Annotated in this window: 23 protein-coding genes and 1 pseudogene; 15 read left to right on the forward strand and 9 right to left on the reverse strand. The window is 71.8% G+C overall.

What is annotated here, in order from left to right; translation table 11 throughout:
* The first annotated feature begins 78 nt into the window (after positions 1 to 78).
* The 5 genes from A6A25_RS25975 to A6A25_RS25995 all read left to right on the forward strand — a co-directional run bounded on the left by A6A25_RS25975 (position 79) and on the right by A6A25_RS25995 (position 10,090).
* Positions 79 to 582, forward strand: coding sequence for a hypothetical protein (locus A6A25_RS25975; protein ID WP_073894243.1), 504 nt, complete (start codon positions 79 to 81; stop codon positions 580 to 582).
* A 151-nt stretch (positions 583 to 733) separates the two neighbouring features.
* Positions 734 to 2,707 (forward strand): CHAT domain-containing protein, encoded by a 1,974-nt coding sequence (locus A6A25_RS43345; protein ID WP_073894246.1) that lies wholly within the window; start codon positions 734 to 736, stop codon positions 2,705 to 2,707.
* Positions 2,704 to 7,812, forward strand: coding sequence for a peptidoglycan-binding domain-containing protein (locus A6A25_RS25985; RefSeq protein WP_073894249.1), 5,109 nt, complete (start codon positions 2,704 to 2,706; stop codon positions 7,810 to 7,812). The genes A6A25_RS43345 and A6A25_RS25985 overlap by 4 nt, the downstream gene beginning before the upstream one ends.
* On the forward strand, positions 7,809 to 9,122 hold the full coding sequence (locus A6A25_RS25990) for a hypothetical protein (protein ID WP_073894252.1): 1,314 nt from the start codon (positions 7,809 to 7,811) through the stop codon (positions 9,120 to 9,122). The genes A6A25_RS25985 and A6A25_RS25990 overlap by 4 nt, the downstream gene beginning before the upstream one ends.
* On the forward strand, positions 9,119 to 10,090 hold the full coding sequence (locus A6A25_RS25995) for a S1 family peptidase (protein WP_073894254.1): 972 nt from the start codon (positions 9,119 to 9,121) through the stop codon (positions 10,088 to 10,090). The genes A6A25_RS25990 and A6A25_RS25995 overlap by 4 nt, the downstream gene beginning before the upstream one ends.
* Positions 10,091 to 10,093: 3 nt before the next feature.
* Here A6A25_RS25995 and A6A25_RS26000 read toward each other — a convergent pair whose 3' ends face one another.
* A complete protein-coding gene (locus A6A25_RS26000; protein ID WP_073894323.1) occupies positions 10,094 to 10,588 on the reverse strand; it encodes a polyketide cyclase in 495 nt (164 codons plus the stop codon).
* An 87-nt stretch (positions 10,589 to 10,675) separates the two neighbouring features.
* On the opposite strand from A6A25_RS26000, the gene A6A25_RS26005 reads away from it, so the two are divergent.
* Positions 10,676 to 11,347, forward strand: coding sequence for an AIM24 family protein (locus A6A25_RS26005; protein WP_073894257.1), 672 nt, complete (start codon positions 10,676 to 10,678; stop codon positions 11,345 to 11,347).
* 121 nt (positions 11,348 to 11,468) lie between these two features.
* Positions 11,469 to 12,266 carry a GAF domain-containing protein gene (locus A6A25_RS26010; protein WP_073894260.1) on the forward strand — a complete coding sequence of 266 codons (798 nt, stop codon included), beginning with the start codon at positions 11,469 to 11,471 and terminating at the stop codon, positions 12,264 to 12,266.
* Here A6A25_RS26010 and A6A25_RS26015 read toward each other — a convergent pair.
* From A6A25_RS26015 to A6A25_RS26025, 3 genes are all read right to left on the reverse strand, one after another.
* A complete protein-coding gene (locus tag A6A25_RS26015) occupies positions 12,263 to 13,417 on the reverse strand; it encodes a hypothetical protein (RefSeq protein ID WP_198932862.1) in 1,155 nt (384 codons plus the stop codon). The genes A6A25_RS26010 and A6A25_RS26015 overlap by 4 nt on opposite strands.
* A gap of 121 nt (positions 13,418 to 13,538) precedes the next feature.
* Positions 13,539 to 14,036: a hypothetical protein gene (locus tag A6A25_RS26020; RefSeq protein ID WP_073894263.1), complete on the reverse strand. Its 498-nt coding sequence runs from the start codon at positions 14,034 to 14,036 to the stop codon at positions 13,539 to 13,541.
* Positions 14,033 to 14,326, reverse strand: a complete 294-nt coding sequence (locus A6A25_RS26025; protein WP_073894265.1) for a hypothetical protein — start codon at positions 14,324 to 14,326, stop codon at positions 14,033 to 14,035. Before A6A25_RS26025 ends, A6A25_RS26020 begins: the two co-directional genes overlap by 4 nt.
* 345 nt (positions 14,327 to 14,671) lie before the next feature.
* Between A6A25_RS26025 and A6A25_RS26030 the strand changes: the two genes are divergently transcribed.
* Together A6A25_RS26030 and A6A25_RS26035 are read left to right on the forward strand one after the other, a co-directional pair.
* Positions 14,672 to 15,553 carry a helix-turn-helix domain-containing protein gene (locus A6A25_RS26030; RefSeq protein ID WP_158073821.1) on the forward strand — a complete coding sequence of 294 codons (882 nt, stop codon included), beginning with the start codon at positions 14,672 to 14,674 and terminating at the stop codon, positions 15,551 to 15,553.
* A gap of 24 nt (positions 15,554 to 15,577) precedes the next feature.
* On the forward strand, positions 15,578 to 15,790 hold the full coding sequence (locus A6A25_RS26035) for a DUF397 domain-containing protein (RefSeq protein WP_073894267.1): 213 nt from the start codon (positions 15,578 to 15,580) through the stop codon (positions 15,788 to 15,790).
* Positions 15,791 to 15,859: 69 nt separating this feature from the next.
* On the opposite strand, the gene A6A25_RS26040 is transcribed toward A6A25_RS26035, so the two are convergent.
* The 3 genes from A6A25_RS26040 to A6A25_RS26050 form a co-directional block, all read right to left on the reverse strand.
* Positions 15,860 to 16,621 carry an SGNH/GDSL hydrolase family protein gene (locus tag A6A25_RS26040; RefSeq protein ID WP_073894268.1) on the reverse strand — a complete coding sequence of 254 codons (762 nt, stop codon included), beginning with the start codon at positions 16,619 to 16,621 and terminating at the stop codon, positions 15,860 to 15,862.
* A gap of 80 nt (positions 16,622 to 16,701) precedes the next feature.
* The gene (locus A6A25_RS26045; RefSeq protein ID WP_073894269.1) at positions 16,702 to 17,871 is read right to left on the reverse strand and encodes a glycoside hydrolase family 3 N-terminal domain-containing protein; all 1,170 of its coding nucleotides are present in this window, start codon (positions 17,869 to 17,871) and stop codon (positions 16,702 to 16,704) included.
* A 237-nt stretch (positions 17,872 to 18,108) separates the two neighbouring features.
* Entirely contained in the window at positions 18,109 to 19,338 is a 1,230-nt protein-coding gene (locus A6A25_RS26050) for a tetratricopeptide repeat protein (protein ID WP_073894270.1), read from the reverse strand.
* 142 nt (positions 19,339 to 19,480) lie between these two features.
* Here A6A25_RS26050 and A6A25_RS26055 point away from each other — a divergent pair, with 142 nt between their 5' ends.
* Positions 19,481 to 20,239, forward strand: coding sequence for an alpha/beta fold hydrolase (locus A6A25_RS26055; protein ID WP_073894271.1), 759 nt, complete (start codon positions 19,481 to 19,483; stop codon positions 20,237 to 20,239).
* Positions 20,240 to 20,277: 38 nt separating this feature from the next.
* On the opposite strand, the gene A6A25_RS26060 is transcribed toward A6A25_RS26055, so the two are convergent.
* On the reverse strand, positions 20,278 to 20,829 hold the full coding sequence (locus A6A25_RS26060) for a TetR/AcrR family transcriptional regulator (protein WP_073894272.1): 552 nt from the start codon (positions 20,827 to 20,829) through the stop codon (positions 20,278 to 20,280).
* 92 nt (positions 20,830 to 20,921) lie between these two features.
* On the opposite strand from A6A25_RS26060, the gene A6A25_RS26065 reads away from it, so the two are divergent.
* From A6A25_RS26065 to A6A25_RS45780, 5 genes and pseudogenes are all read left to right on the forward strand, one after another.
* Positions 20,922 to 21,389: a DoxX family protein gene (locus A6A25_RS26065; RefSeq protein ID WP_073894273.1), complete on the forward strand. Its 468-nt coding sequence runs from the start codon at positions 20,922 to 20,924 to the stop codon at positions 21,387 to 21,389.
* A gap of 21 nt (positions 21,390 to 21,410) precedes the next feature.
* The gene (locus A6A25_RS42455) at positions 21,411 to 21,617 is read left to right on the forward strand and encodes a TetR family transcriptional regulator (protein WP_083668674.1); all 207 of its coding nucleotides are present in this window, start codon (positions 21,411 to 21,413) and stop codon (positions 21,615 to 21,617) included.
* The gene (locus A6A25_RS44255; RefSeq protein WP_443217068.1) at positions 21,560 to 21,769 is read left to right on the forward strand and encodes an LIC_13387 family protein; all 210 of its coding nucleotides are present in this window, start codon (positions 21,560 to 21,562) and stop codon (positions 21,767 to 21,769) included. The genes A6A25_RS42455 and A6A25_RS44255 overlap by 58 nt, the downstream gene beginning before the upstream one ends.
* An 80-nt stretch (positions 21,770 to 21,849) precedes the next feature.
* Positions 21,850 to 22,185 (forward strand): annotated as a pseudogene (locus A6A25_RS45775) (FAD-dependent oxidoreductase); the annotation flags it as partial.
* Positions 22,186 to 22,279: 94 nt separating this feature from the next.
* Positions 22,280 to 22,612: an FAD-dependent oxidoreductase gene (locus tag A6A25_RS45780; RefSeq protein ID WP_241828920.1), complete on the forward strand. Its 333-nt coding sequence runs from the start codon at positions 22,280 to 22,282 to the stop codon at positions 22,610 to 22,612.
* A gap of 13 nt (positions 22,613 to 22,625) precedes the next feature.
* On the opposite strand, the gene A6A25_RS26080 is transcribed toward A6A25_RS45780, so the two are convergent.
* Positions 22,626 to 23,174: a carboxymuconolactone decarboxylase family protein gene (locus A6A25_RS26080; protein ID WP_073894274.1), complete on the reverse strand. Its 549-nt coding sequence runs from the start codon at positions 23,172 to 23,174 to the stop codon at positions 22,626 to 22,628.
* Between the last annotated feature and the right edge of the window lie 56 nt (positions 23,175 to 23,230).

Here is a 23,230-nt window from a genome sequence, read left to right on the forward strand (position 1 = left end):
TCTTGCCGCCGCCGTCCGCGCTGGTCACTCCCGCTCGCCAACGGCACGACCCAGCCGGACCGCACCTCGGGATGAGCCATGGACTTCGACCGCAACGCCGTGTTCCCGCAGCAACCGCAAGAGCCGGGCACGGGCCCGCAGGCCGATCCCGGTTACCCGCAGGCGCAGGTCGTCGGCTACCCGGCCGCGCCGCCGCCCGGTGCGGGTTACCCCGTCGCGCAGGCGCCGGTTCCGGGCTACCCGGTCGGGCAGGCGCCGGTTCCCGGCTATCCGGCGGCATACCCGCCTCCGCCGGCGCCCGAGGGCACGTCGGTCCTCCGTGCCCTGCAGGCGTCGCTGGTCTGGGCCGGCGTCGCCGTGGTCTTGGTGTTCACGGTGGGCGACGTGACGTTGTCCGGGTACGGCCTGGGGCTCGCCCTCGGTCGGCTGCTGCCCATTTCCCTCGTCTCGGGGCTGCTGGTCCGGCTCTTCGTCAAGCGCAAGCGGCTCGCGTTCGGGTGGTTGGTGCTCGCGTCGCTGCCGACGTTCGTGATCAGCTTCGTCGTGATCGGCGCGATCTTGTTCGCGGGGCAACAGCGCTGAACGTGTACGAGTGACTACGCCATGCTCTCGACGGAGGTACGAATTAGCGCTATCGGGTGACAGCTCGTAACCCCTCTTGGCGGACAGGCGACCTCAGGGGTAGAGGGGGCGGCGGGGAGGAGCCGTGTCCGGAGCGAGTGGGTGAACGCCTGTGGACGCGCTGATCGAAATCACGCAAGGCGGCCAGGGCGCCGAGTACCGGGTCGATCTCTACCTCGGTGACGACGGCGTCTGGCCGCCGGAGCCGACGGCCTCGGACACCGTCGCGGCGGACTTGGACGTGGGTGCGCTGCCCGCGGCGGTGGCCGGGGGCGCGGCGGTGCCGGAGGCGGTAGTCGGCTTCCTGCACGCGAGCCCGGAGTCGCAGGCGTTCTCGGACCTCGGCGTGCACCTGGGTCGGCTGCTCCTGCCGCCGAAGGTGCGCGAGCACTGGTCACGGCCGGGCGTCCGGCGCACGTTCCTGTGCCTGGACCCGGAACTGCGGCGCCTGCCGTGGGAGGTGGCCAGGGCACCGCACGCGCTGTTCGTGCAGCCCGACCACCCGTTCGTCCGGGTGCACAGGCGGGTGCCGGGTGACGAGCCGATCGCCGACTCGTTGCCGATCCGGGTGCTGGTGGTGCGCGGCGATGACGACGACGACATCGGGGCGCGCGACGAGGTCCGCGAGATCAAGAGGGTGGTCGGCGGCGCGCCCGGTCGGATCGAGGCGGAGTTCCTGTCCCGGCCGACCGAGTCGGACCTCAAGTCGGCCTACCAGCGCGTCCGGCCGCACGTGCTGCACTTCATCGGGCACGGCACGCGCAAGGCGAGCACCGGGCAACCGGCGCTGCGGATCGTTCCGCCCGGCCGTGAGGCGTGGTTGCTCACCCCGACCTACATCGCGGACCTGCTCAGCCGCCCCGCGCCCCGCCTGGCGATCCTGAACGCCTGCCGTTCCGGTGAGACGGCGGACGCGGTGGCGTTGACCGACGTGTTCCTGGAGAGCGGCGCCGCCGCGGTGGTCGGCATGCAGGGCGACATCCGCGGCACGGCGGCGGCGCTGTTCGGTGGGTCGCTGTACCGCAGCCTGCTGGCCAACGAGCCGGTCGACCGCGCGGTGACGACGGCACGTGAGGCCGTGTACGCCGACACCGGCGTGTCCGACGGCGCCCGGGACTGGATCCTGCCGAGCCTGACCTCACGGGTGCGCCCCGACGACGTGCTGCCCGACCTGTCCGCGACCGGCGCGCGGGCGATGCGCATCGAGCAGCAGTTCGAGAAGGAGGTCGGCGCGTTCGTCAACCGCGTCCACGAACGCCACAAGCTGCTCAAGGGCGTCGACCCGGGCGCGGGCGAGCCCGTCGAACGGCTGCTGCTGGTGGTCGGCGAGTCGCAGGTCGGCAAGACGCGGCTGCTGAACTGGCTGCGGCGGCGGTGCGCGGTGCGCGGGCGGCGGGTGAAGTACGTCAGCTTCGACCGGCCCAACCCGGTCGACGTCCTGGGCGACCGGCCGACGCGGTTCGACTTCCTGGAAGTGCTGTACGCGATCCGGGACGTGGCGGAGGACCTGCCGAACCCGCCGGAAGGCGTCACGTCGGCGTTCGACCGGTTCAACCACGACGTGCTGCACCTCGCCGAGGGCAGGCTGCCACCGGACCCGCCGGTGCCGACGCCGGAGCCGGCGCGGTGGCCGCGGCTGACCGGCGGCACGTCCCACCACGTCGCGGCCACGTTCGAGTCGTTCCGCGCCTGCCTGGGCCGCGCGGCGCAACCCGAACCGCTGCTGCTGGTCTTCGACCACGTCGGGAACGTGCTGGACTCGGCGTTCCGGCAGCAGCTCTACGACCACCTCATACGGCACATCGCCGACGGCGAGCTGCCGAACCTGAGCCTCGTGGTCGTGATGACGAACGAGCAGTTCGCCACGCACTGGCCGGAACGGGGCGGCGGCACGCGGGTCGACCTGGACTGCATCGAGGCCGAGGAGTTCCGCGCGCTGGCCGAGGACGTGGTGCTGGCGGTGGGCCGTCCGATCGGGGGACCGCACCTGCAGCTGATCGAGGCGCTCGGCGCGGGCGTGGCCACCGGCAAGTGGAGCCCGGCCGTGCTCGGCGACCTGGAGAACATCGTGAGGCGGATGCGATGAAGCCTATCGACGCCGAGTTGTTGCGCCGGCTGGCGCGGGGCGACTCCTTGGAGGACGTCCTGGCGTCGCTGCGACCCGAGGACCAGTGGGACGTGCTGCGGCGGTGCGCGGCGGTCCGCTCGTTCGACCGGGAGCTGTACGAGAAGGTGCTGGTGGCGGGCGTGGCGGACGCGCCACCGTTCGACACGGTCGTCACCGCGCCGGAGGTCGAGCCGATCCCGGGCACGCGGGAGGTGCACCGGCTGCGGCCGAGCGCCCGGTCCCGCTACTGGAACGGCTGGTGGCCCGACGGGTCGGACCCGCGGGCCGTGCCGGCGGAGCTGCGGTCGCTGGTCGACCGCCTGGCGCGCTACTACCGGGCCGCGCACAAGCCCGTGGACCTGCTGGAACAGCTGGTGCTGGTGGACCACCGCGCCGCGGCGGAGCTGTTCGTCCGGCTGTACGCCAAGGCCGACCACCGCCACGACCTGGCGTTGTGCCAGGAGCTGATCGACGTGCTCGGCGCCGAGGACCGGGTGCGGCTGATCGGCCCGGAGCTGATCGCGCTGCGCAACGACCGTGCCGCGTACCTGCGCACCCGCGGCCTGTGGTCGACCGAGTACCTGCAGTCGGCCACGTTCCTGGAGACGGCCGGGACGAAGGCGACCTACCAGCGGCTGGTCCGGGGCGACGGACCGCGGATCGTGGTGCCGCACGGCCCGTCGGGTCGCGGCAAGACGATGGAGCTGCGGTGGCTGGTGTCCCGGGTGCTCGTGCCGGGCCGGACGCTGTGCGCGCTGGGTGATTTCGAGGTGCTCGACCCGGTCAACGTGGCCCGGTACCCGTGGCTGCTGCTGGTGGAGGCCGCCGCGCAGCTCGACCGGCAGCTGGCGGCGGCGCCGTTCACCGAGTTCCTGGAGCGGTACGCGTGGACCGGGCTGCTGTCGCGGCGCGAGGTCGCGGACCCGAGCCGGGCCGCCGCCGCGGGCAGGCGGCTGTGCGACGAGCGCGACCGGGTGGGCGCGAGCGTGACCAGGGACTTCGTGCGCACGCTGAACGAGGCGACGGCGGGCCGTCCGGTGGTGATGGTGCTCGACGCGCTGGACAAGGTGTACGTGCGCCGTCCGCCCGCCGAGGTGGACGGCCTGGTCCGGCAGCTGTTGCGGCTCTACGAGGAGTGCCCGGGAGTGCGGTTCGTGCTCGCCGGTCGGCACCCGCTCACGGGACCGGTGCTGCCGCCCGCGGTGGTACGGCACCTCGTCCCGTTCTCGACCGACGACGCCTCCCGCTACCTGGCGGACCTGCGTGGCATCACGAGGGCCGACCTGCGGCACGCGATCGTGGCGAAGGCCGGGGGAGAGCCGGTGGTGCTGGCGCGCCTGGCCGACCTGGTGCAGCAGCGGCCGGACATCACCCCGGCGGAGATCCGGGAGTACCGGGCGGACCTGACCGCGCTCGTGCTCCAGGTCCTGCGGCCGATCGAGGACCCGGGGCTGCGGTGGTTGCTGCGGTACGGGATGGTGCCGCGGACGCTGAGCCTCGACTTCTTGCGCTCGGTGGTGGAACCGCACCTGCGCGCGGCCGCGTCCGGCGACGTCGACCTGGACGACCCGAGCGAGGACGTGGTGCCGGGTGACGCGGCGGCCCCGCTGTTCCCGGTCACGACCGAGGTGGACGTCGAGCGGCTGTGGGGCGAGTTGACGCGGTGCGCGGGCACGACGCCGTGGGTCGCGCCGGTGCCCGGTGAGCCCGACTCGGTGCGGTTCGCCGCCGCCGTCGCTGAGCCGATGCGCCGCCTGATCCGGCCGCACGCCGTGCACGACCGCCTGCACGCGGACGCGGTGGCGTTCTTCGAGCGCAAGGCGGCGGCCGACCCCGACCGGTGGGACCGCTGGACGCGGGAAGCGGTCTACCACCGGTTCCGGCTGGTGGGCCCGGACGCCGTCGACTACTGGCGCCAAGCCTTGGACCAGGTGGAGATCGGTGAGGCGCGGCCGCGGGCGGCGTTGGCGGAGGAGGTGCTCGGTCCGGACTACGTCGATGCGGACGGCGATCCGCGGCCGTGGGACGGGCACACGTCGATCGTCACCCGGGCGACGGTCGTGGAGGCACGCTACGAGCTGGCCGCCGCCCTCACGCAGCTGGCCAGGGCGAGCGGTGCCGAGGCGGCGGACCAGCTGTGGAGCAGGGCGGAGGAGAACTTCGCCGCCGTGCTGCGCGATCAGGGCGCGGAGGTCGTGCCGCAGTGGCGGCTGGCGTACGTGCGTGCCGCGTTGGCGTTGAAGTCCGGTGACGCGGGCACCGCGGCGGCGGAGCTGAAGCACGCGTTGCCGCAGGCCTTCGGCACGAAGGACGACGTGCGGCTGCACGCCCTGCTCGGTGACGTGCTGGTGCTCCTCGGCGACCGGGACGCCCCGGACGAGTACCGCCGTGCGGCGGAGGCGGCCGTCCGGGTCGGTGCGGCGCGGTGGGAGCCGCCGATCCGGCTGCGGATCGTGAAGGCGTACCGGCACTTCGGGCGGTTGGACGACGCGATCCGCGAGTTGATCCACGCCCGGCGCGGCGAACCGCTGAACGCCGAGCAGCAACGCCGTGCCGCCCTCCTGGCCGTCGACCTGGGTCTCACCGCGAATCGGTTGGAGTGGGCGGCGTATCACGCACGACGGGTCGCCGCGCACGACGACTGGGAGGGCCTGGCCGCGGGCGCGAAGGTCGAGCTGGCCGCACGCAGGCCGCGACACGCGTTGGACCTGGCCCACCGCGTCCGCGTCGCGCACGACAGCGCCGGAGCAGCGCTCGGCCACGAGCTGACCGGGCTCGCCGAGGGCACGGTGGCGCACTACGGGAAAGCCTTGCACGCGTTGGAGACCGCGCGGTCGCGGTGGCACCGGGAAGGCGACCGCGCGGCCGTCGCCCGCTGCCACACGCACTCCGCGGTGCTGCTCATGCGCGAGGTCGGCAACCTGACGCTGGCCGAGCACCACCTGGGCGTCGCCGCCGAGTTGGCGACGCGGGGCAGCGACGCGTGGTGCCGGGCCGAGCTGGCCCGGGTGGAGCTACTGGGGGTGACCGCTCGGCCGCACGAGGCGCTGGACGCGGTCACCGCCGTGCTCGACGAGGTGCGTCGCCGGTCGCACCCGCCCGGCCTGGTGGCACGTGCCGCCGTGGAAGGGCTGGCGATCGGCCTGCCGGAGGGGTTCGGGTGGTTGCTGGACGAGCTGGTGGCGTGCCTGCGCGAGATCACGCCCGCGTCCGCGCGGCTGGTCGCGCTGGACGAGCTGCGCCGTGTGCCCGATCCGCACGACGACGTCACGCGTGAGGCGTGGCGAAGGCTCACGCCGCTGGTGCGGCTGGAGACGGACCGGCTGCGCACCGTGGACCGCGCCCCGCTGAACCTGACCGCCGCGGAGGTCGACCGGCTGACCGGCGACCGGGAGGCAGCGGCGGGGAAGCTCGCCGCGGCACGTCCGACCGGCGGGTCGTGGTTCCCGCTCCGGGAGTGGTCACGGGCCGCGGACCGGCTTGGCCTGCCGACCGCCCGAGGTGACGTCGAAGCGTTCCTCCGGGAGTTCGCCGACCACCCGATGCTGTGCGCGGCTTTCCTGGTCGAACGCGCGGAGGGCGGGGAGGGCGGCCGGCTGCGCCAGGCGGCTTCGCTGCTCGACGCGGCGGGCGAGCGGGAGACCCAGTGGCACGCGCGGCTGCACTACGCCCAGAGCGTGGTCGCGGAACAGTCGTGCCAGGAGCCGGAGCTGATCCGCGCGGGAGCCGCGTTCGCCGCGTTGGGCGATACCCGCCGGGCGCAGGTCGCGTCCCGGTTCACCCGAGGGCGGATCAGCACGACGTTGAGGAGTTCGCGCGGACGCGTGCGGTTGGCCGTGGACGACGGTGCCCTGGTCGTGCAGACGTCGGTGCCGCGCGACGTGGAGGAGACCGTCCGCCACGACAACGCCCTGGTCGACGCGGTGCTGGACGCGCGCTCGGGCGTGCTCGCCGAACGGCTGCGGGAGGACTGGCAGGCGACGTGCGCCGGTCTCGGGTCGCTGGTACTGCCCGGTCCGGCGCTGCGCGCCCTGGGTTCGGCGGGACCGTTCGACCTCAGGTGGGACGTCGAGGACCGCGGGCTCGGCCCGGTGCCGTGGGAGCTGGCGCTGCGGCCGGACCTGCGGCGGCTGCTCGCGCTCGACCCGGCGGTGGCCACCTGCTACCGGGCGGTCTCGCGGGAGGTCTCCTACCGCGACGAGATCAGGTTCGTCCAGGTCGGGCTCAACCAGGTGGTCGACGCGGGCCTCGCGGCCGACGGCGACCTCGGCCCGCACACCAGGGCGGCGTTGCTGCGGTACCAGCAGGCGCGGGGGCTCACCCCGGACGCCGACCTCGGCGGCGACCTGCTGGACCGGTTGCAGCGCGACGTGGCCCAGCCGGTCAAGCCACTGGTGGTGCTGGCCCAGCCGAGCGGGTCGATGCAGATCAACTCCACGCGCGGGCACCTGAACTCGGGTGTCGACCTCGCGCGGCTGTACCGGGGGCACGGGTTCGACGTGGAGTCGGTCGAGAACCCCACGCTCGACCGGCTCACCGCCGCGGTGGCCCGTGCGGTCCACGGTGGACGGATACCGGCGGTGGTGCACCTGGCGTGCGGGTTGCGCGAGTCGGGCGGTGGCGTCGCGCTCACGTTCCTGGCCGGTGGGTGGGCGACGGAGGCGTTCAGCGCCACGCCCACCGCCGACGAGATCCCGGTGACGGCGCTCAACCGGGCGCTCGCCGCCGTGCCGCGCGATGCGTTCCGGCCGCTCGTCGTCCTCGACGTGAACCGGCCGTGGGGCGCGGAGGACGCGATCTCGTACCTGATGCTGCGCAACGCGTTCGCGGGTGACCTGTTCGCGCTGGGCCGCTGCGCCGGCGTGCTGGGCACCGGGCTGGCGGGCTCGGGCGGGTACGAGCTGTGCGACGCCCTGATCGGGTCGATCGCGGCCGGTCGCACGCTGGGCGAGGTGGCGGGCGTCCTGCGCTCGCCCGCACGGCACGCCACCGGGCTGGACGCGGTGCTGCCGTCCGCCGGTGTCGCCCTGCACACCCACCTGCCGTGGCTGCGGTTGGTGCCCAACCCCGGAGGTCGACCATGAGCACCGTGGACCGCAAGGTCGCCGAGCTGCGGCACAAGCTCGCGGGCATCGACGCGGACTTCGCCCGCTGGCGTGCCGAGACCGAACCGGGCCGGACGCTGCGCAAGCACCACACGCAGGTCGTCCGGCTCACCGAACGGCTGGGTGGCGTGGTCGACCGGATCGGCGCGGAGCTGGACGCGGTCGCGGCGGACGGTGCCGACGTGCTGCGGGAGTGCCGTCGGCTCCAGCTGCGGATGCTCGAAGTGCACCGGCTGTGGGACTTCTACCGCTCGAAACTGAACCTGCGGTACGTGGAGTGGTACCGGCCGTTCCTCACCGCCGTGGACGAGTTCGCCTGGCTCTGCTACGCGCCCGCGGCGGCCGGGAGCGACCGGGAGGCGCCGCTGGTGCACCTGAGCGGCGAGTTCAGCCCGTTCACGCACCTGCGCGAGACGCCGTTCGTGGTCGAGGACGTACCGGACGCCTTGGACACCACGGATTTCCTCGGCGTGGTGACGAAGCTGCCCATCCCGATCATCGGCCTGCCGTGGTACCAGCTCGTGCACCTGCCGGACGCGGCGGTGATCGCGCACGAGGTCGGTCACGCGGTGGAACGCGACTTCGGGCTGCTCGGCACGGTGCGCTCCCTGGCCCGGCCGGTGTTCCGGACGATGCCCGAAGCGCGGCGTGACGCCTGGGACACGTGGCTGCCGGAGGTGTTCGCGGACCTGTACGGGGTGCTCGCGGCGGGGCCCGCGTTCGCGTCGGCGCTGGCCGACCTGCTGGTGGTGGGTGACACCGAGGCGGAGGTCGCCCCCGACGCGCCGGTGCTGGTCCACCCGCACGCGGCCGTGCGGCTGGCGTTGACCGCCGAAGCGCTGGCGTCGACCGGTTTCTCCGCGGTCCGGACGGCCTGCGGGTCGTTCGAGGACGACATCGCCCCGATGACGGCGGCCCTGCTGGACGGGCCGTACCCGGGGCTCGGCGACCGCACGTTGCGCGAGGTGGTCACGTTCACCGCCGCGCAGCAGGCCAACGCCGTCACCGCCGCCGACGGGCTGGTGGACCACCAACGGCCCGAGACCAGCGACGTCCGCTGCCTGATCGCCGCCGCACGCCTGGCGTTCGACCGGCAGCCCGCCCTGTTCGCACCGCCCCCGCCCGGCGAGGTCAACGCCCAGGACCTGATCCTCGACAAGGTTTCGAAGGCCGTCGGGGACAGCTCCCGCGCCGCCCACGGCGAGGAGACGCCTGCGGTGAATGACCGGGCCGCCGGCGCGGAACTCTACGACCTGATCGACGAGATGATTGTGAGAGGCCCACGATGACCACCACGACCGACCGACCGCAGGACCCCATGGCCGCCGTGGAACACCTCGCCCGGATGATCGCGGGCGACGACGAGCAGCGGTTCGTGCTGGTGTACCACGCCTTCGCCAACCAGGTCGACGGCTTCCTCAACGGCGACGGCGCCGACACCTACCGGCTGGCCCGCTCGCTGCTGCGCCGCGGCGTCTCGCCGCTGACCCGCTCGGCCGTCGGCACGGAAGCGCCGTCGGACAGCATCTACCACGACCCGGTGTACCTGGCGAACATGCGTGCCGTGGTCGCCGACCGGGCCCGCATCATCGGCGGCGTGCCGACCTCGGACTTCCCGGACTGCGTCGCCATCGGCAGCGCCACCGCGTGGTGCTGCTCGGGCACGCTCGTCTCGCCGAACGTCGTCGTCACCGCCGGGCACTGCGTGGACGGCGGGTGCGGTGCGCGCGTGTTCCTCGGCAAGGACGTGGAGTTCCCGGAGGACGGCGAGGTGATCCGCGTCAAGACCACGCTCGCCCACCCCGACTACCGCCCGCCCCGGCCGACCGGTGACATCGCCGTGCTGGTGCTCGAACGCCCCGCACCGATCACCCCGCGTCCGATCGCGACGCCCGAGCAGCTCGTCGGCGCCGCGTTCGTGCGGCTGGCGGGTTACGGGAACACCGACGTGCACAGCACCGGTGGCTACGGACGGCGGCGCGTGGTCGACGTGCCGATCGCGAGCGACCACCCCCGTCACGGCGCCGACGCGGCCACCGAGTTCGTGGCCGGCGCACCGTTCCTGGACCGGGACAGCTGCAACGGCGACAGCGGCGGCCCGGCCTACGTCCAGTCGGGCGGGCAGTGGTTCCTGGCCGGTGCGACGTCCCGTGCCACGGCGTCATCGCTGCGCCCGTGCGGTGACGGCGGCATCTACACGCGTGTGGCGTCGTACGAGAAGTGGCTGTGGACCGTGCCGGGTGCCGTCAAGCCGTAGCCGTCACCCGTGGCGTTCCGCGAGCCGCTTGAAGTTCAGCAGCTGCCGTCGAGCCATGACCAGATCACCGACCGAGAGCCCGAGGGCGACCCAGCGGCTGCTCCGCATGACGACCTTGAGCAGCAGGCGGGTGCCGTGGTCCTGCGGCACGAGGACGTAGGACATGAAGGCGCCCATGATGGTGCCCGTCAGCTGCTTCCCCGGATCGATCGAGACGATCCGGCCCAGCTCGCGTCCGCCGGCCGTGGTGAACCTCTCGCCGACGCGAGGCTCGGCGAGGCCCACCAGCTCACGCGGCGAACGGCGGCCGAGGTTGTCGATCCAGTCGTACGCGTACGGCGCGATCCGCACTTGCGCGACCCACGGCCACACCGCTTCGGCAGGCGCCTCGACACGCACGCCCCGCCACGCCTCCAGCGTGGGGGAGGTGACGAACTGGTCGCACGGGTAGGTACGCGCCGTCTCGTCGTCGCTCACACCCCACCGGTCACCGATCACGCGCCGATTCTCCACCACGGCGGTGGTCGGGGAACGGCCGCGCACGGTTCTGCCGACGCCGCGGCACGGTGTCGTGCACTATTGGGCATGCGCAGCTCACTGTTCAACCACGCCGAGCGGTCCGTCGAGCCCGGCAGCTTCCAACTGCAGAACGACCGCATGCTCAAGGTCGACCTCACCGGCAGCGGCGGATTCTTCTTCGCCAAGCAGGGGTCGATGGTCGCCTACCAGGGTGATGTCGACTTCGCCTACGAGGGCGCCGGCGGCCTCGGCAAGCTGTTCAAGAAGGCCTTCACCGGTGAGGGCATGTCGCTGATGAAGGTCTCGGGCAGCGGTGACGTGTTCCTCGCCCAGGACGCCGACGAGGTGTTCGTGCTCCACCTGGAGAACGAAGGCGTGACCGTCAACGGTGGCAACGTGCTGGCGTTCGAGAGCACGCTGACGTGGGACATCAACCGCGTCGAGGGTGCGTCGATGCTCAGCGGCGGCCTGTTCAACACGACGTTCACCGGCACCGGGGCGCTCGCCGTGACGGCCTTCGGCACGCCGGTCGTGCTGAACGTGGACGTGCCGACGTTCGTCGACATGCAGTCGGCCGTCCTGTGGTCCACGTCGTTGCGCTCGTCGATCCGCAAGACCGCGAAGCTCGGCGCCGCCATCGGACGCGGTTCCGGCGAGGCGTACCAGCTCGCGCTGTCCGGCCAGGGCATCGTCGTCGTGCAGGCGTCGGAAGGCCACCCGCCGGTACCCAAGCAGTGATGACTGGAGAACCGGCCTGACGTTCTACCCTTTGCTGTCGGCCGTGAAACGTGGCAAGCGGCACGGTTACGAGATTGCTCGCGGTCCGGGCCTGTGATGATCCTCGGTTATCGTTGCTCGCGTGCCGACCCACACCGACCCAGTGCGTCTGGCGGCGGTCCGCCGCTACCACATTCTGGACGCGCCCGCCGACGGTAGTTTCGACAGCATCGCCCAAGTGGCCGCGCTGGTCTTCGGCACACCGATCGCGACCGTGACGATCGTGGACGTGGACCGCGTGTGGTTCGCGGCCTGCCACGGTCTGTCGGGCGTGACCCAGATCGGCACCGAGCCCGGCCTGTGCGCCTCAGCCGTGTTGCAGGACGAGGCGTACGTGGTGAACGACGGTGCGGTCGACCCCCGCACCCTGGACCACCCGCTGGTGCGCGGCGAGCTGGGCCTGCGCTTCTACGCCGCCGCGCCGATCATCACCGGCGACGGGCACCGGCTGGGCACGGTCAACGTGATCGACCGCGAACCCCGCGAGGTCACCGACACCCAGATGGCGACGCTCACCGCGCTGGCCGGGATCGTCGCCGACCAGTTGGAATTGCGCCTGGCCGCCATCCAGGCGGTGCGTGCCGAACGCGGCCTGGACGAGGCTCCCGGAGCGCACGCCACCGCGTCGGCGAAGCTGGCGGGCCAGTTGCGCCACCTCGCGGCCGACCACCTCGACGGTGAGCACCCCCGTACGTGCCAGCTCGGCTTGTCGAAACCCTGCGACAACCCCGTCGAGGTCAAAGTGGCCGACCCGTGGGGCGACTCCGCGTGGGCCTGCATCCGGCACGCCGAAGACGTCATCATCAACGAGCGGTCGACGTTCATCGCCGACCAGAAGCTCAACGGACTGAAGCGCTACCTGCGAAACGCGAAGCGCTAGTAGGCGGAGGCGCGGACGGCGAAGACGGAGCGGTTGCCGGGGTACTCGGTCAGTGACCAGAGTTGGCCCTTGGCGGGCCAGTAGGAGAAGTCCTCCGGTCCGATCGGCAGGACGTCGTAGTGCATGACGACCGAGCCGCCGGGCTTGAACGTGGCCAGGTCGCCCGCGTTGCCGCTGCCGTCGCTGGTGGACAGGTAGAACTTGCCGTTGATCGCGGTCGCGCCCTGCATGCTCTGGACCGACACCTCGTAGGCCTCGCTCGCGCGGGCGTAGCCGTCGGATGCGGTCTTGAGCATGCGGGTGGTGTAGTCGATCGGGAAGCGGAACAGCCTGCTTCCGGTGCCGGGGTTGGCGTACTCACCGACGATGACGCTGTCCGGGGTGCTGGTGCGGTCCAGGGAGGCGAACGAGAACCGGATGGCCGCGTGCCCGTTGGTGGTCGACTGGTTGTACGCGAAGGCTTGGGGCAGCACGTACTTGTAGCCGTAGGCCTGGTAGCTGCCGTCCGCCTGGCGGCCGATCGCCGAGCCGTTGGTGGTGCTGGTCCGCCACAGGTGCCGCAGGTCGAACACCCGGAAGCCGCTGCTCGTGGCGGCGACGTAGAGGTAGTGGCCGTACCAGAACATGCCACCGGCGTGCAGGTTGACCGGCCGGAACGACGCCTGCCCGGCGCTGTTGGTGTACGGCTCGACCAGCAGCACGTGGCGGTAGGTCGGCGCGGACGGGGTCGAGTAGTCGACGAACGAGACGCGGATACCGCGGTCGATGCCGTCCGTGCCGTTGTCGTACCAGCTGACCAGGATCGCCGTCGCACCCTCGTAGGTCGCTTCGCCGTAGGCGTCGGCGGTGGTCGTGATGCCCTGCGGCATCCAGTAAGTGACGCCGTTGTCGCCGCTGTTCCAGCAGAACGCGGCCACCCGGTTGGCGGCGGCGGGGGAGCAGGAGGTGGCGGCGCGGTTGCCGTCGCCGACGACGGTCGGCACGCTCACGTTGGGCAGCGCCGCGTCCAGGTCGTCGATCAGGGCCGAGTAGGAGGTGGCCTTGAGGCGGAAGTTCGTCGCGGGCAACGTCGTCGCCGCCTGTGCCGCGGGCGTGATCGCCGTGACCAGGACTGCCGCCAGACCGACGACCAGCAACCGGTACTTCCTCACCAGACCACCACCATGGTTGGTTGCGTGCTGACGGATCGTCATCATGGCGGTACCCGGTCGGCGAAAGCAACACACCTCGACGGCCTCCGCATCGGGATGAGGAGGCCGTCGTGCGCTGGTGTCACACCGGGCGGCCGTCCGGCGATGGCCGGCCCGCTGCCCGTGCCGCGAGCGTCGCCGTCGCCCTGGCTTCCTCGGCTGCCTCGTCGGCTTGGCCCATCGCCTGGGCTGCCACGTGGGCGGCGGTCTGGGCGCGTTCGGCGGCTTCGGCGGCACGGGCGGCGGCCTGTTCCGCCAGGTCGGCCTGTTCGCCCGCGCCCGCTGCCCTGGCGGCTTCGGCGGTCCGCCGTGCCAGCTCGGCGGCGGTGAGGGCCTGTGCCCCGGCGTGGAAGGCGTCGCCGACGACGTCCTCGGCCGCGTCGATCCGCGTCAGGTCACCGAGCGCCTTCGCGGCCTGGTCGCGCAGGGCTCGCAGGTGGGACTCGCCGAGCATGATCTCGATGCTGTCGCCGATCGCGAGAAACGCCTGGCTGTCCAGGCTACCGCGCAGGTCGATCGGCACACCCTCGGTCAGCCGCAGGCCCACGTTCGTGACGATCTGCCCGTTTGCCCAGCTCATGACGCCTCCACCTGTCCGTTGTCGTTCATCGGCACCCTTGTTTCCCTTCTCGGTTCGCCGGTCGCCAACTCGGCGACGTCGGACGTCGACACCATCAGCGACTGGCCGGTGTGGTCGACCAGCACGGGGAACGCGCAGGACTTCCAGCAGCCCTCGTAGGCGGTGACAGTGGCCAGTCGCCCATCGCGCAGCCGTACCCGCGTGCCCGGCCGGGGTCGTTGGCCCGTGCCCCGGTCGTGCGTGGCCCACCACGACTCCGGGTCGCCCTCCACCCCGGACCGGGAGATCACGACGCCACCACCGCTCCGAAAACACACGTACGGGTGGTTCTGCGGGCGGTGATCGACATCGAGCGGGACGGCAGCACGGAGTGAGAAGCACGTCGCGCGGTAGTGAAACCGCTGGTCAAACGGCATTCGTCAAGGCACATGCCGCGTCCCTTCCGGAGGCGGAGCTAGGCCAGGTCGGTCACTGTGCGTGTGAAAGCCTGTGGCCTGCGCAATATTTCGAGGGGAAGTCAAGCACGTACGTACGTTTTCGCGCGCTGTCCGATCGAGTGAAGCTGGTGTTCATTCGGGTGTACGTGCGGTAGGCACGTACCAACGGCGCGTTGGATGACGATGGGGAGTGGCGTCTTGGCGAAGAACAGTGATGACAGCGCGATCAGCCAGCGGCGACAGCTCGGCGCCGCGATGCGCAGCTTCCGCAAGGAGGCCGACATAGATCGCGACGAGGCGGCCGAGTTGATCGAGGTCACCGGTCCGACGCTGACGCGCAAGGAGTCCGGCCAGTTCAAGTTCAAGCGCCAGGAGGTCGAGACGCTGGCGGCGGCCTACGGCGTGGAGCACGAGGAGTTGGCCATGCTGATCGAGCTGGCCCGGGAGGCTCGCGCGAGCACCAAGCGCGGCGAGTTCCCCATGTTCGTGCCGGTCAAGAGTCGTGCCTACCTGGAGCTGGAGCGCAACGACGCGGTGGAGATCATGGTGGTGACGCTCACCTTGATCCCGCCGTTCTTCCAGACCGAGGCGTACATGCGTGAGCTGTGGCTGCGCAACGGCGAACTGCTGTCCGCCGAGCGGATCGAGGAACTGGTCAAACTGCGTCAAGCGAGGCAGCAGGTCGTCACCAAGCGGGACGCGCCGCTGATCCGCGCGGTGATCCACGAGTTCGCGCTACGGCTGCCAGTAGGTGGCCCGGTCGTCATGCGAGAGCAGCTCCTGGCCTTGGCCGCCGCATGCGAGCTGCCCAACGTCGAGATCCAGGTCCAGCCGATCGCCGCCGGGGCGTTCCCCAGCATGGACTCGACGTTCTCGCTGCTCCGCTTCCCGGTCGGCGTGTCGGGTGACGTCGTACAGGTTTATGGCCACGCGGAGTCGTTCTACCGCGACCGCCAGAGCGCAACCGAGCCCTATAGGGTCGCATGGGACCGTCGTAGGGTGGCAGCGCTGGACTTGCAGGCTTCCAAGGCCCTGATACTGGATGCTGCGGCCTCGTTCGGGCCGGAAGTAGCCCCCTGACCCGACAACCATGCGAGATGAGCGATGACCGAGCACCTGACGTGGCGCAAGAGCAGCTTCTCCACCGGCGATGGCAACGGCGGTGAGTGCGTTGAACTGGCGCTTATGGCCGATGGCCGGGTAGCGATGCGGAACTCGACCTTGGGTGAGGAGAGCCCGGTCGTGGTCTACACGAAGGGTGAGCTTCGGGCGTTCTTGCTGGGTGCGAAGAACGGCGAGTTCGACGACCTCGTCTGACCCGTCACGAGCGCCGGTGGCCCAACCGGCCACCGGCGCCGGCCGGCCCGGGGACCGGCACGCCATGTGTCAGACCAGGGGCCTGGCTTCGACCTCGACCCAGTCGGTGTGCTTGCCGGTCTCGTCGTCACCGGACGAGATGCCCCTGATCCGCCGGTTCACCCAGGGGATGACGTGTTCGCGGTAGTAGCGGGTCTCGACGCGCAGGCTGCGGCGGGCGGCGGGGGCCGGGTCGACGGCGTGTGCCTCGGTGACGTGCCCGAGGGCCTTGAGGACGAGTGACGCGACGCGCTGGTGACCGGCGGCGTTGAGGTGGAGCCGGTCCGGTGACCAGTACTCGGCCCGGCGGACCTCGACGTCGTTGAACGCGTCCACGAACAGGATGTCGTGCCGGGCGGCCAGCTTCGCGATCGCGGCGGTCAGGACCTCGCCCCGGCGGTGGATCGTCCGGCCGAACGGCAGCCGTTGCGACGGGTCCGCACCGCTGAGCAGCACCAACTTCACCCCGGCCGACACGCAACGCCGAACGGCTTGCTCGGTCAGCCGGACCAGCCCGGCCAGGTCGACGCCGGGCCGCATCATGTCGTTGCCGCCGCCGTTGAGGGTCAGCAGCGTCGGCGCGGGGGACAGGGCCAGCGCCGCGTCGAGCTGGGTGGTGGCGATGGGTTCGAGCAGCCGGCCGCGAACGGCGAGGTTGGCGTAGTGGACGGTGTCGCCGAGCGCCACGGCCAAGCCCTCCGCCACCAGGTCGGCCCAACCACGGGGCGTGCCGTCGGGGCGCTCGTCGCCCACCCCTTCGGTGAAGCTGTCGCCGATGGCCACGTATCGCACTTGCGGTGCCTCCCCCTGCCGGAACGTCGTCAGCCAGCATATGAGGCGTTCGGGGCGACCCCGGACGGGCCGGAGGTGACTCAGCACACCTGCTTGGCGGTGAGCACCCGGTGGATCGCCTCGTCCACGCGTGCCGCAGGCAGCGCGCCCGACGCCACGGCGCCTTCGAGGTGGTTCAGCACCTCCGTGATGCGGCCTCCCGACGACCACAGTGCGATGTCGGCGCCCGCCGCGAGGGCCTGCGTGACGGCTTCGGGCAGGCCGACCCGGTCGGTGATGGCGCGCATCGCGCCCAGGTCGTCGGTCATCGCCGGGCCGGTGAAGCCGAACTCGCCGCGCAGCAGCGCGTAGGCCTCAGGGCTGAGGGTGGCGGGCACGCCGCCGGTCAGGCCCGGCACCTCGATGTGGCCCAGCATCACCACCACGTCGCCGAACCGGGGCAGGTGGCGGTACGGGACGAGGTCCGTGCCGCGCAGGGCGTCGAGCGGGGGAGAGGTGACCGCGCCGAGGTGCGAGTCGCCGGTGGTGTTGCCGTGACCGGGGAAGTGCTTGACCACCGGCGTGACGCCCGCGTTGTGCAGGCCTTCGGCGAACGCGAGCGCGTAGCCGAGAGCGGTGTTCGGGTCGGGGCTGAACGAGCGGTCGCCGATGACCGTGCGGTCGGGTTGGCCGCTGGTGTCGAGCACCGGTGCCAGGTCGGTGGTCACGCCGCGTTCCCGCAGCGCGAGCCCTCGGTCCTGGGCCACCGCGCGGACCTCGTCCGGCGACAGGTCGGCCGCCATCCGCCGGGCGCTGGGCAGCGAGCCGTCGAGCGCCTCGATCCGCTGGACCCGGCCGCCCTCGTCGTCCACGGCGACGGTCAGCGGCAGGGCGGAAGCGGCGTGCACGGAGGCCAGCGCGCCGGAGCTGAGCAGGCCGACGTCGTCGCCGCCGATGAAGATCCCGCCCACCTGTTCGCGCTGCACCACGGCGAGGGCGTCCGCGGGGCCGCGCGGGTCGACGCCGACCATGACCAGCTGCGCGAGCCGGGCCCGCAACGGCAGCGCGGTGATCTTCTCCGCGCACGGGTCCACCGGAGGAGGCGGCGGTTGCTGCTCGACCGACGTGGTCGTGGTCGTGGACGACGGGGGCGTGGCCGACGACGTGGACGGCAGGGCGGCCGTGTGGGTCGTCCGGTCGTTGCGCACGGAGGTCACCACGGCCAGTGACGCGGCGACCAACGCGCCGAGCGCCACGAACAGCAGCAGCATCGACGTGCCGGCTCTCCGGGTGCGCTTCACCGGCGGCCCCGGCCTGCTCGGTGCCTTACCGCGTGGAGGTCGCATTCACAGTCCGCGTCACGGGTCATCACTGCCATGATATCCGCTGTGGCGGGTCACGCCGGAGCGGCCGCGTTTTGCCGGGTGCCGGAGATCACGCATTTCCTGGTGATGTTGAAAGGTGAATATTCATCCGGGACGATGACATTATCGCGCGCTGATCGCCGATCAAGTGCGCCACCAGCGCCGTTTCCGGTGCGGTGCCAGGGCAGTCGCCGCGTGCCGGGTTTCCGGGTGGTCGGCGCCCAGGCGTGCCGCGCGTTCGGCGACCACGCGGTGGCACAGCGCCTCGGCCTCGGCGTTGCGCCCGGTCAGTGCCAGGGCACGGGCGAAGCTCAGCGCCAGCTCGTCGTCGCGGATGGTCGGTGGGTCGGTCAGGGCTTTGCGGCTGATCAGGTCCGACGCCTCCGCGAGCCTGCGGTCGGCCGGGCCGTCGGCGGCGAGCTGGGCTTCGGCCTGGATCCGCGCGAGGAACCAGTCGTCGTTGCGGGCGGAGTGGGCCCAGCCGGTGGTGTCGCCGTGTTCGAGCAGGTCGATGACGCCCTGTCCGTCGGGCCTGCGGCTGAGGTAGCCGGCACGGAACGCCAGCCACCGGGGCCGGTCCATCGCCGGTAACCGGGTCGCGATGTCGGCGGCGCAGTGGGCGTCGGTGGGGCGGGGGATGAGCAGGATCGTGTGCTCGTCGTCGAGGCGGGCGGCGTCGTCCAGCATGGTGCCGACGAAATCGCGCGCGTCTCCGTTGAGCACGGCTTTCGCGTGCGACCGGCCGAACGTTTTCCCGATTCCGCAGGCGAGGAGGAGGTCGTCCCACTCGGCCTGGGATCGGCTGAGGTTCTCGACGCTGAAGTAGGCGTCCGGCGCCGGGCCGTGCCACAGGTGGTGGAATTCGGCGTAGTCGATTCGAGCGTCGCGGGCTTGGTAGAGCTTCGCGGGTGAGGCGGCGGTCACCGCCTGAATGGCTTCGGGCGAGCCGATGACCAGCGGGAAGGTCTTCGGGAACCGGAGGAACAGCGGCCGTTGCGCGGGTAATCGGCGGGCGCGTCGGTCGGGTGGGACCACCGTGCCGTGCTCGTCCACCGTGACGAAATCCTCGTGCTCGGCGCGGAACAGGTCGTCCAGGCGGACGCAGGCGAACCGGGGGCCGAGCGAGTGCGCCAGGTGCACCGGCTCGGACCACCGCGCCCGGTCCACGCCCGGGGCCCGTTCGCGCAGTTCACGCCAGTCGACCGGACCGGACAGCAGGACCATTCCGTCCCGGCCGGTCAACAGTTCCACCATCAGGCGGAACACCTCGAACGGCGGCGCCTGTCCGGTGCGCGGGGTGAACTCGGTGAGCGAGACGGTCCTCTCGGGCAACACCAGGTCCCGTCGCCGCAGGGCGAAACCGGAATCGCTCATTCGCGCATGTTAGCGGGCGTGATTCGGGCCACGACGGTCGCGTGAATTTGCGCGAATATTTCGCTGCCCGGTGACCGTTAGTGCACCCACCCGAGTTCGTGATCTTGCGAGCCCCGGACGGCCCGTGGGAAGGTGACACCCCGTGCTGCCAGTGATCTTCATCCACGGTCTGATCGGCTCATTCGCCGACCCGCGCGCCCTCGCGCCGCTCCACCCGGCCCCTACCCTCTGCCCGGACCTGCACGGTTACGGCGCCGAAGCCCGGGCCGAGCCCGGCACCATCACCATCGACAGGCAGGTGGAATACCTGCGTGCGGCCATTGACGAGGCGCTGCCGGGCGGTCCCGTCCACCTGGTCGGGCACTCGGTCGGCGGCGTGATCGCCACCGCGTTCGCCCACCGGTTCCCCGAGCGGACCTCGACGCTGGTCAGCGTCGAGGGCAACTTCAGCCTCGTGGACGCTTTCTGGTCACGGCAGCTGGCTGCCAAGACAGCCGCCGAGGTGGAGCAGGTCGTGCGAGCCGACCGTGCCGATCCCGAGCGGTGGCTGCGCGCGGGAGGCGTCGAGCCGACGGGGGAGCACCTCCGCGCTGCGGCACAAGACCTGGCCTATCAGCCCGCTTCAACCGTCCACGCCATGGCGCGTGCGGTGGTCGAGTACACCGCTGGACCTGACTACCAGCAGCTGCTGCGGGAGGTGTTCGAACGCGTCCCGGTCCACCTGGTCGCCGGGGCCCGCTCACGCGCGGGGTGGGACGTGCCCGGCTGGGCTCTGTCCGCCGCGGCCAGTTGCACCGAACTTCCCCGCACGGGCCACATGGTGATGCTGGAAGCGCCCGACGAGTTCGGCGCACTCCTCGCCGGGCTCCTCGCCCCGACGTCGGCACCTCGGAGTGACTGACGACCACGATCCGTAACCGGAGTAGTGGGCGGGAACCGTCAGGTCAGGAACATCGAGCCCGCGAAGGCCCGTACCATGGCCACCGGGTCCCGATCGGTGCGTGACAGCGCGCCGGTGTTCCACAGCGTCGCGAAGCCGTGGACCAGGGACCATGCCGCGACCGACGCCAGTTCCGGGTCGGGTCGGTCGGCGACGCCGCCCGCCAATGCCGCACCGGCGCGGTCCCGCGCCTCGACCAGCGCCGGGTCGTCGGCGTGGTAGAGGTCGGGCCGGAACATCACCTCGAAGTGCGCCCGGTGCTCGACGGCGAAGCGCACGTACGCCGCACCCAGTTCGATGATGTCGCCGCCCGCGGTCACGGTCGCGTCCAGTGCGTCGGCCAGGAGCGTGAAGCCCTCGGCGGCGAGCGCGGTGAGCAGGCCGGCCTTGTCCTTGAAGTGGTGCACTGGACCCGCGTGCGACACCCCGACCCGTCGGGCCAGGTCGCGCAGGCCGACGCCGGCGGGGCCGTGCTCGGTGATCGCCTCGATGGCCGCGTCCAGGACGGCGCGGCGCAGGTCCCCGTGGTGGTACGGGCGTCCGGTGGTCACTCCCGGCAGCCTACCCGCGATCTAGTCATTGACAAGTTGCCTGGCGGCACGCAATCTTGTCAGCGTCAAGTTCGCGCGGTCGAAGGAGTCACGTGGCACCGCTCGTCATCCTCGTCGTCGTCACGCTCGCCCTGGTCGGCCTGCGGGCCGTCGGCGTCAGCCGCCTCCCGGCCTGGCCGTTCCCCGTGCAGTGCGGTGTCGCGGCGATGTTCGTCGCGACCGGCCTGGCGCACTTCATCGGCATGCGGGAGGAGCTGATCGCGATGGTGCCGCCCGCCATCCCGGCCCCGGGGCTCGTGGTCACGGTGACCGGTGTGCTGGAGCTGCTGGGCGCGGTGGGCGTCCTGTGGCGCCGGACCGCGCTGTGGGCGGCGGCCGGGCTCACCCTGATGCTGATCGGCATGTTCCCGGCCAACGTCTACGCCGCCCAGCAGGGCATCTCGCCGTCGTTCGGTGACGCCCTGCTGCCGCGCACGCTCATGCAGGTCGTCTTCCTCGCGGCCACGGTGACCGTCGTGGTGCACTACGCGCGTCGAGTCGAGGTCCGGTCCGGACGGTAGTGCCGCACTAGTGTTCGGATCATGACGAGAGGACGCGTCACCCGCGAGGACTGGATGATGGCGGCGCTGCGCGCGTTGGCCCGCGGCGGTGTGGCGGCGGTGGCCGTCGATGCGCTCGCCGGTGAGCTGGACATCACCCGCGGCAGCTTCTACTGGCACTCGGCGGGGTGGTGTGCCTGCTCGTCGCACGGTCGGCGCCGGACCTGGTCACCCGGTCGCGCTCGTTGAGCGCCCTGTGCCTGGTCGCCTCGCTGGTGGTGCTCGGAGTGTCGGTGTGGCTGCTGCCCGTACCGCCCATCACCCTGTTCACGGTCGCCGGCGTGGCGTTCGGCTGGGCCCTCGCGACCGCCCGACCGGAAGTTTCCGCGCAGCCCGCATGATCACCCGATCGCGTCGCGCCACCGTGCTATACCTGAAGTGCCGCAAGGGAAACAGCCCTGGCTGAGCGCTGGAGGCACGCATGGTCGCGCACGTCGTCGTCATCGGTGCGGGTGTCTACGGCGCGGCGGTGGCCGCCTCGGTGACGCGCAGGGGTGGGCGGGCCACGGCGGTGGACGCGGGCGCGCCCGGCGGCGGCACGTCCGGTGCGACGTTCTCATGGACGAACTCCTGCGGCAAGCAGCCACGGTCCTACCACGACTTGAACGTCAGCGGGATGGAGGCGCACCGGCGGCTGGCGGCCGAGGTGCCGCACAGCGACTGGTACCACGAGACCGGCAACCTGGAGTGGGCCGCGACCGACGACGAGCGCGAGGCGTTGCGCGAGAAGGTCGCCGGCGTGCTCGACTACGGGTACGAGGCCCGGTGGCTCGGCCGGGCGGAGGCGCTGGACCTCGAACCCGACCTGGGCCCGGCCGCGCTGACGCCCGGACGGCGGGGGCCGGCTGCTGCTGCACACACCGGACGTCGACGGCGCGGTCCGGGAGGACGGCGTGGACCGCTCGACGGTGGACGCGGTGGTCGCGGCGGGCCGCGCGCTCTACCCGGGCCTGCGTGCCGCGGCGGTGGAGAGCGTCCGGGTGGGTGAGCGGCCCATCCCCGACGACGGGCTGCCGGTGCTGGGCCGGGTGGCCGCGCTGCCCAACTTCCACTTCGCCGTCTCGCACAGCGGCGCGACGCTGTGCCTGCACGCCGGTGACCTGGTCGCGGCCGAGGCGTTGGGCGAGGACCGGGGTGACGCGCTGGCCCCGTACCGGTTCGAGCGGTTCGCGACCGTCCGCTGAGGACCGAGCCGGCTCAGACGGAGTCGGTGTAGCCCTGCTCCACGATCCGCCGAGCGGACGCGGCGTAGCCGCTCGGGTCGTCCGGTGCGACCGTGCCCAGGCCGTCGACGTACCGGTTGAACATGCAGAACGCCGCCGCGATCAGCACGGTGTCGTGGATCTCGACGTCGGTGGCGCCCTGCGCCCGTGCCGCTTCCACCAGCTCGGTGGTGACCTTGCGGCCCGACTCCTGCACGGCGGCCGCGATCCGCAGCAACGCCCGCAGCTTGTCCGACACCGGCGCGGTGTCGAGGTCCGCCCGCACCTGCCGCACCAGGGTCATGCCCTCGTCCAGCTGCGCGGCGGCGAACGCCGAGTGCGAGTCGCGGCAGAACTGGCACTCGTTCAAGCCGGACACGTAGGCCGCGATCAGCTCGCGTTCGCCCGCGGGCAGCGAGTTGGGTGCGCGTAGCAGGGCCTCGGCCAGGGCGTTGAGCGGTTTGGCCGTCTCGGGCCGGAACCGCAGCAGGCCGGAGATGCCGGGGAGCATGGTCTCGTCCAGACCGAGGTCGATGTGCGCCATGGCGTCACGCTACAGATCTTGAAAGGCCAGCATTACGGTGGTTCCGGTTCGAGGTC

It is taken from the genome of Saccharothrix sp. CB00851 (assembly GCF_001905065.1).
In the GTDB taxonomy this organism is placed as follows: Bacteria; Actinomycetota; Actinomycetes; order Mycobacteriales; family Pseudonocardiaceae; genus Actinosynnema.

What these genes read in the sequence shown, in the direction of transcription:
- A6A25_RS26020 (WP_073894263.1), bottom strand. Translation starts at nt 14,036, where the DNA reads ATGAGCTGGGCAAACGGGCAGATCGTCACGAACGTGGGCCTGCGGCTG.
- A6A25_RS26050 (WP_073894270.1), bottom strand. Translation starts at nt 19,338, where the DNA reads ATGAGCGATTCCGGTTTCGCCCTGCGGCGACGGGACCTGGTGTTGCCC.
- A6A25_RS26080 (WP_073894274.1), bottom strand. Translation starts at nt 23,174, where the DNA reads ATGGCGCACATCGACCTCGGTCTGGACGAGACCATGCTCCCCGGCATC.
- A6A25_RS25995 (WP_073894254.1), top strand. Translation starts at nt 9,119, where the DNA reads ATGACCACCACGACCGACCGACCGCAGGACCCCATGGCCGCCGTGGAA.
- A6A25_RS42455 (WP_083668674.1), top strand. Translation starts at nt 21,411, where the DNA reads ATGACGAGAGGACGCGTCACCCGCGAGGACTGGATGATGGCGGCGCTG.
- A6A25_RS26035 (WP_073894267.1), top strand. Translation starts at nt 15,578, where the DNA reads ATGACCGAGCACCTGACGTGGCGCAAGAGCAGCTTCTCCACCGGCGAT.
- A6A25_RS25990 (WP_073894252.1), top strand. Translation starts at nt 7,809, where the DNA reads ATGAGCACCGTGGACCGCAAGGTCGCCGAGCTGCGGCACAAGCTCGCG.
- A6A25_RS26045 (WP_073894269.1), bottom strand. Translation starts at nt 17,871, where the DNA reads ATGCTGCTGCTGTTCGTGGCGCTCGGCGCGTTGGTCGCCGCGTCACTG.
- A6A25_RS25975 (WP_073894243.1), top strand. Translation starts at nt 79, where the DNA reads ATGGACTTCGACCGCAACGCCGTGTTCCCGCAGCAACCGCAAGAGCCG.
- A6A25_RS26005 (WP_073894257.1), top strand. Translation starts at nt 10,676, where the DNA reads ATGCGCAGCTCACTGTTCAACCACGCCGAGCGGTCCGTCGAGCCCGGC.
- A6A25_RS25985 (WP_073894249.1), top strand. Translation starts at nt 2,704, where the DNA reads ATGAAGCCTATCGACGCCGAGTTGTTGCGCCGGCTGGCGCGGGGCGAC.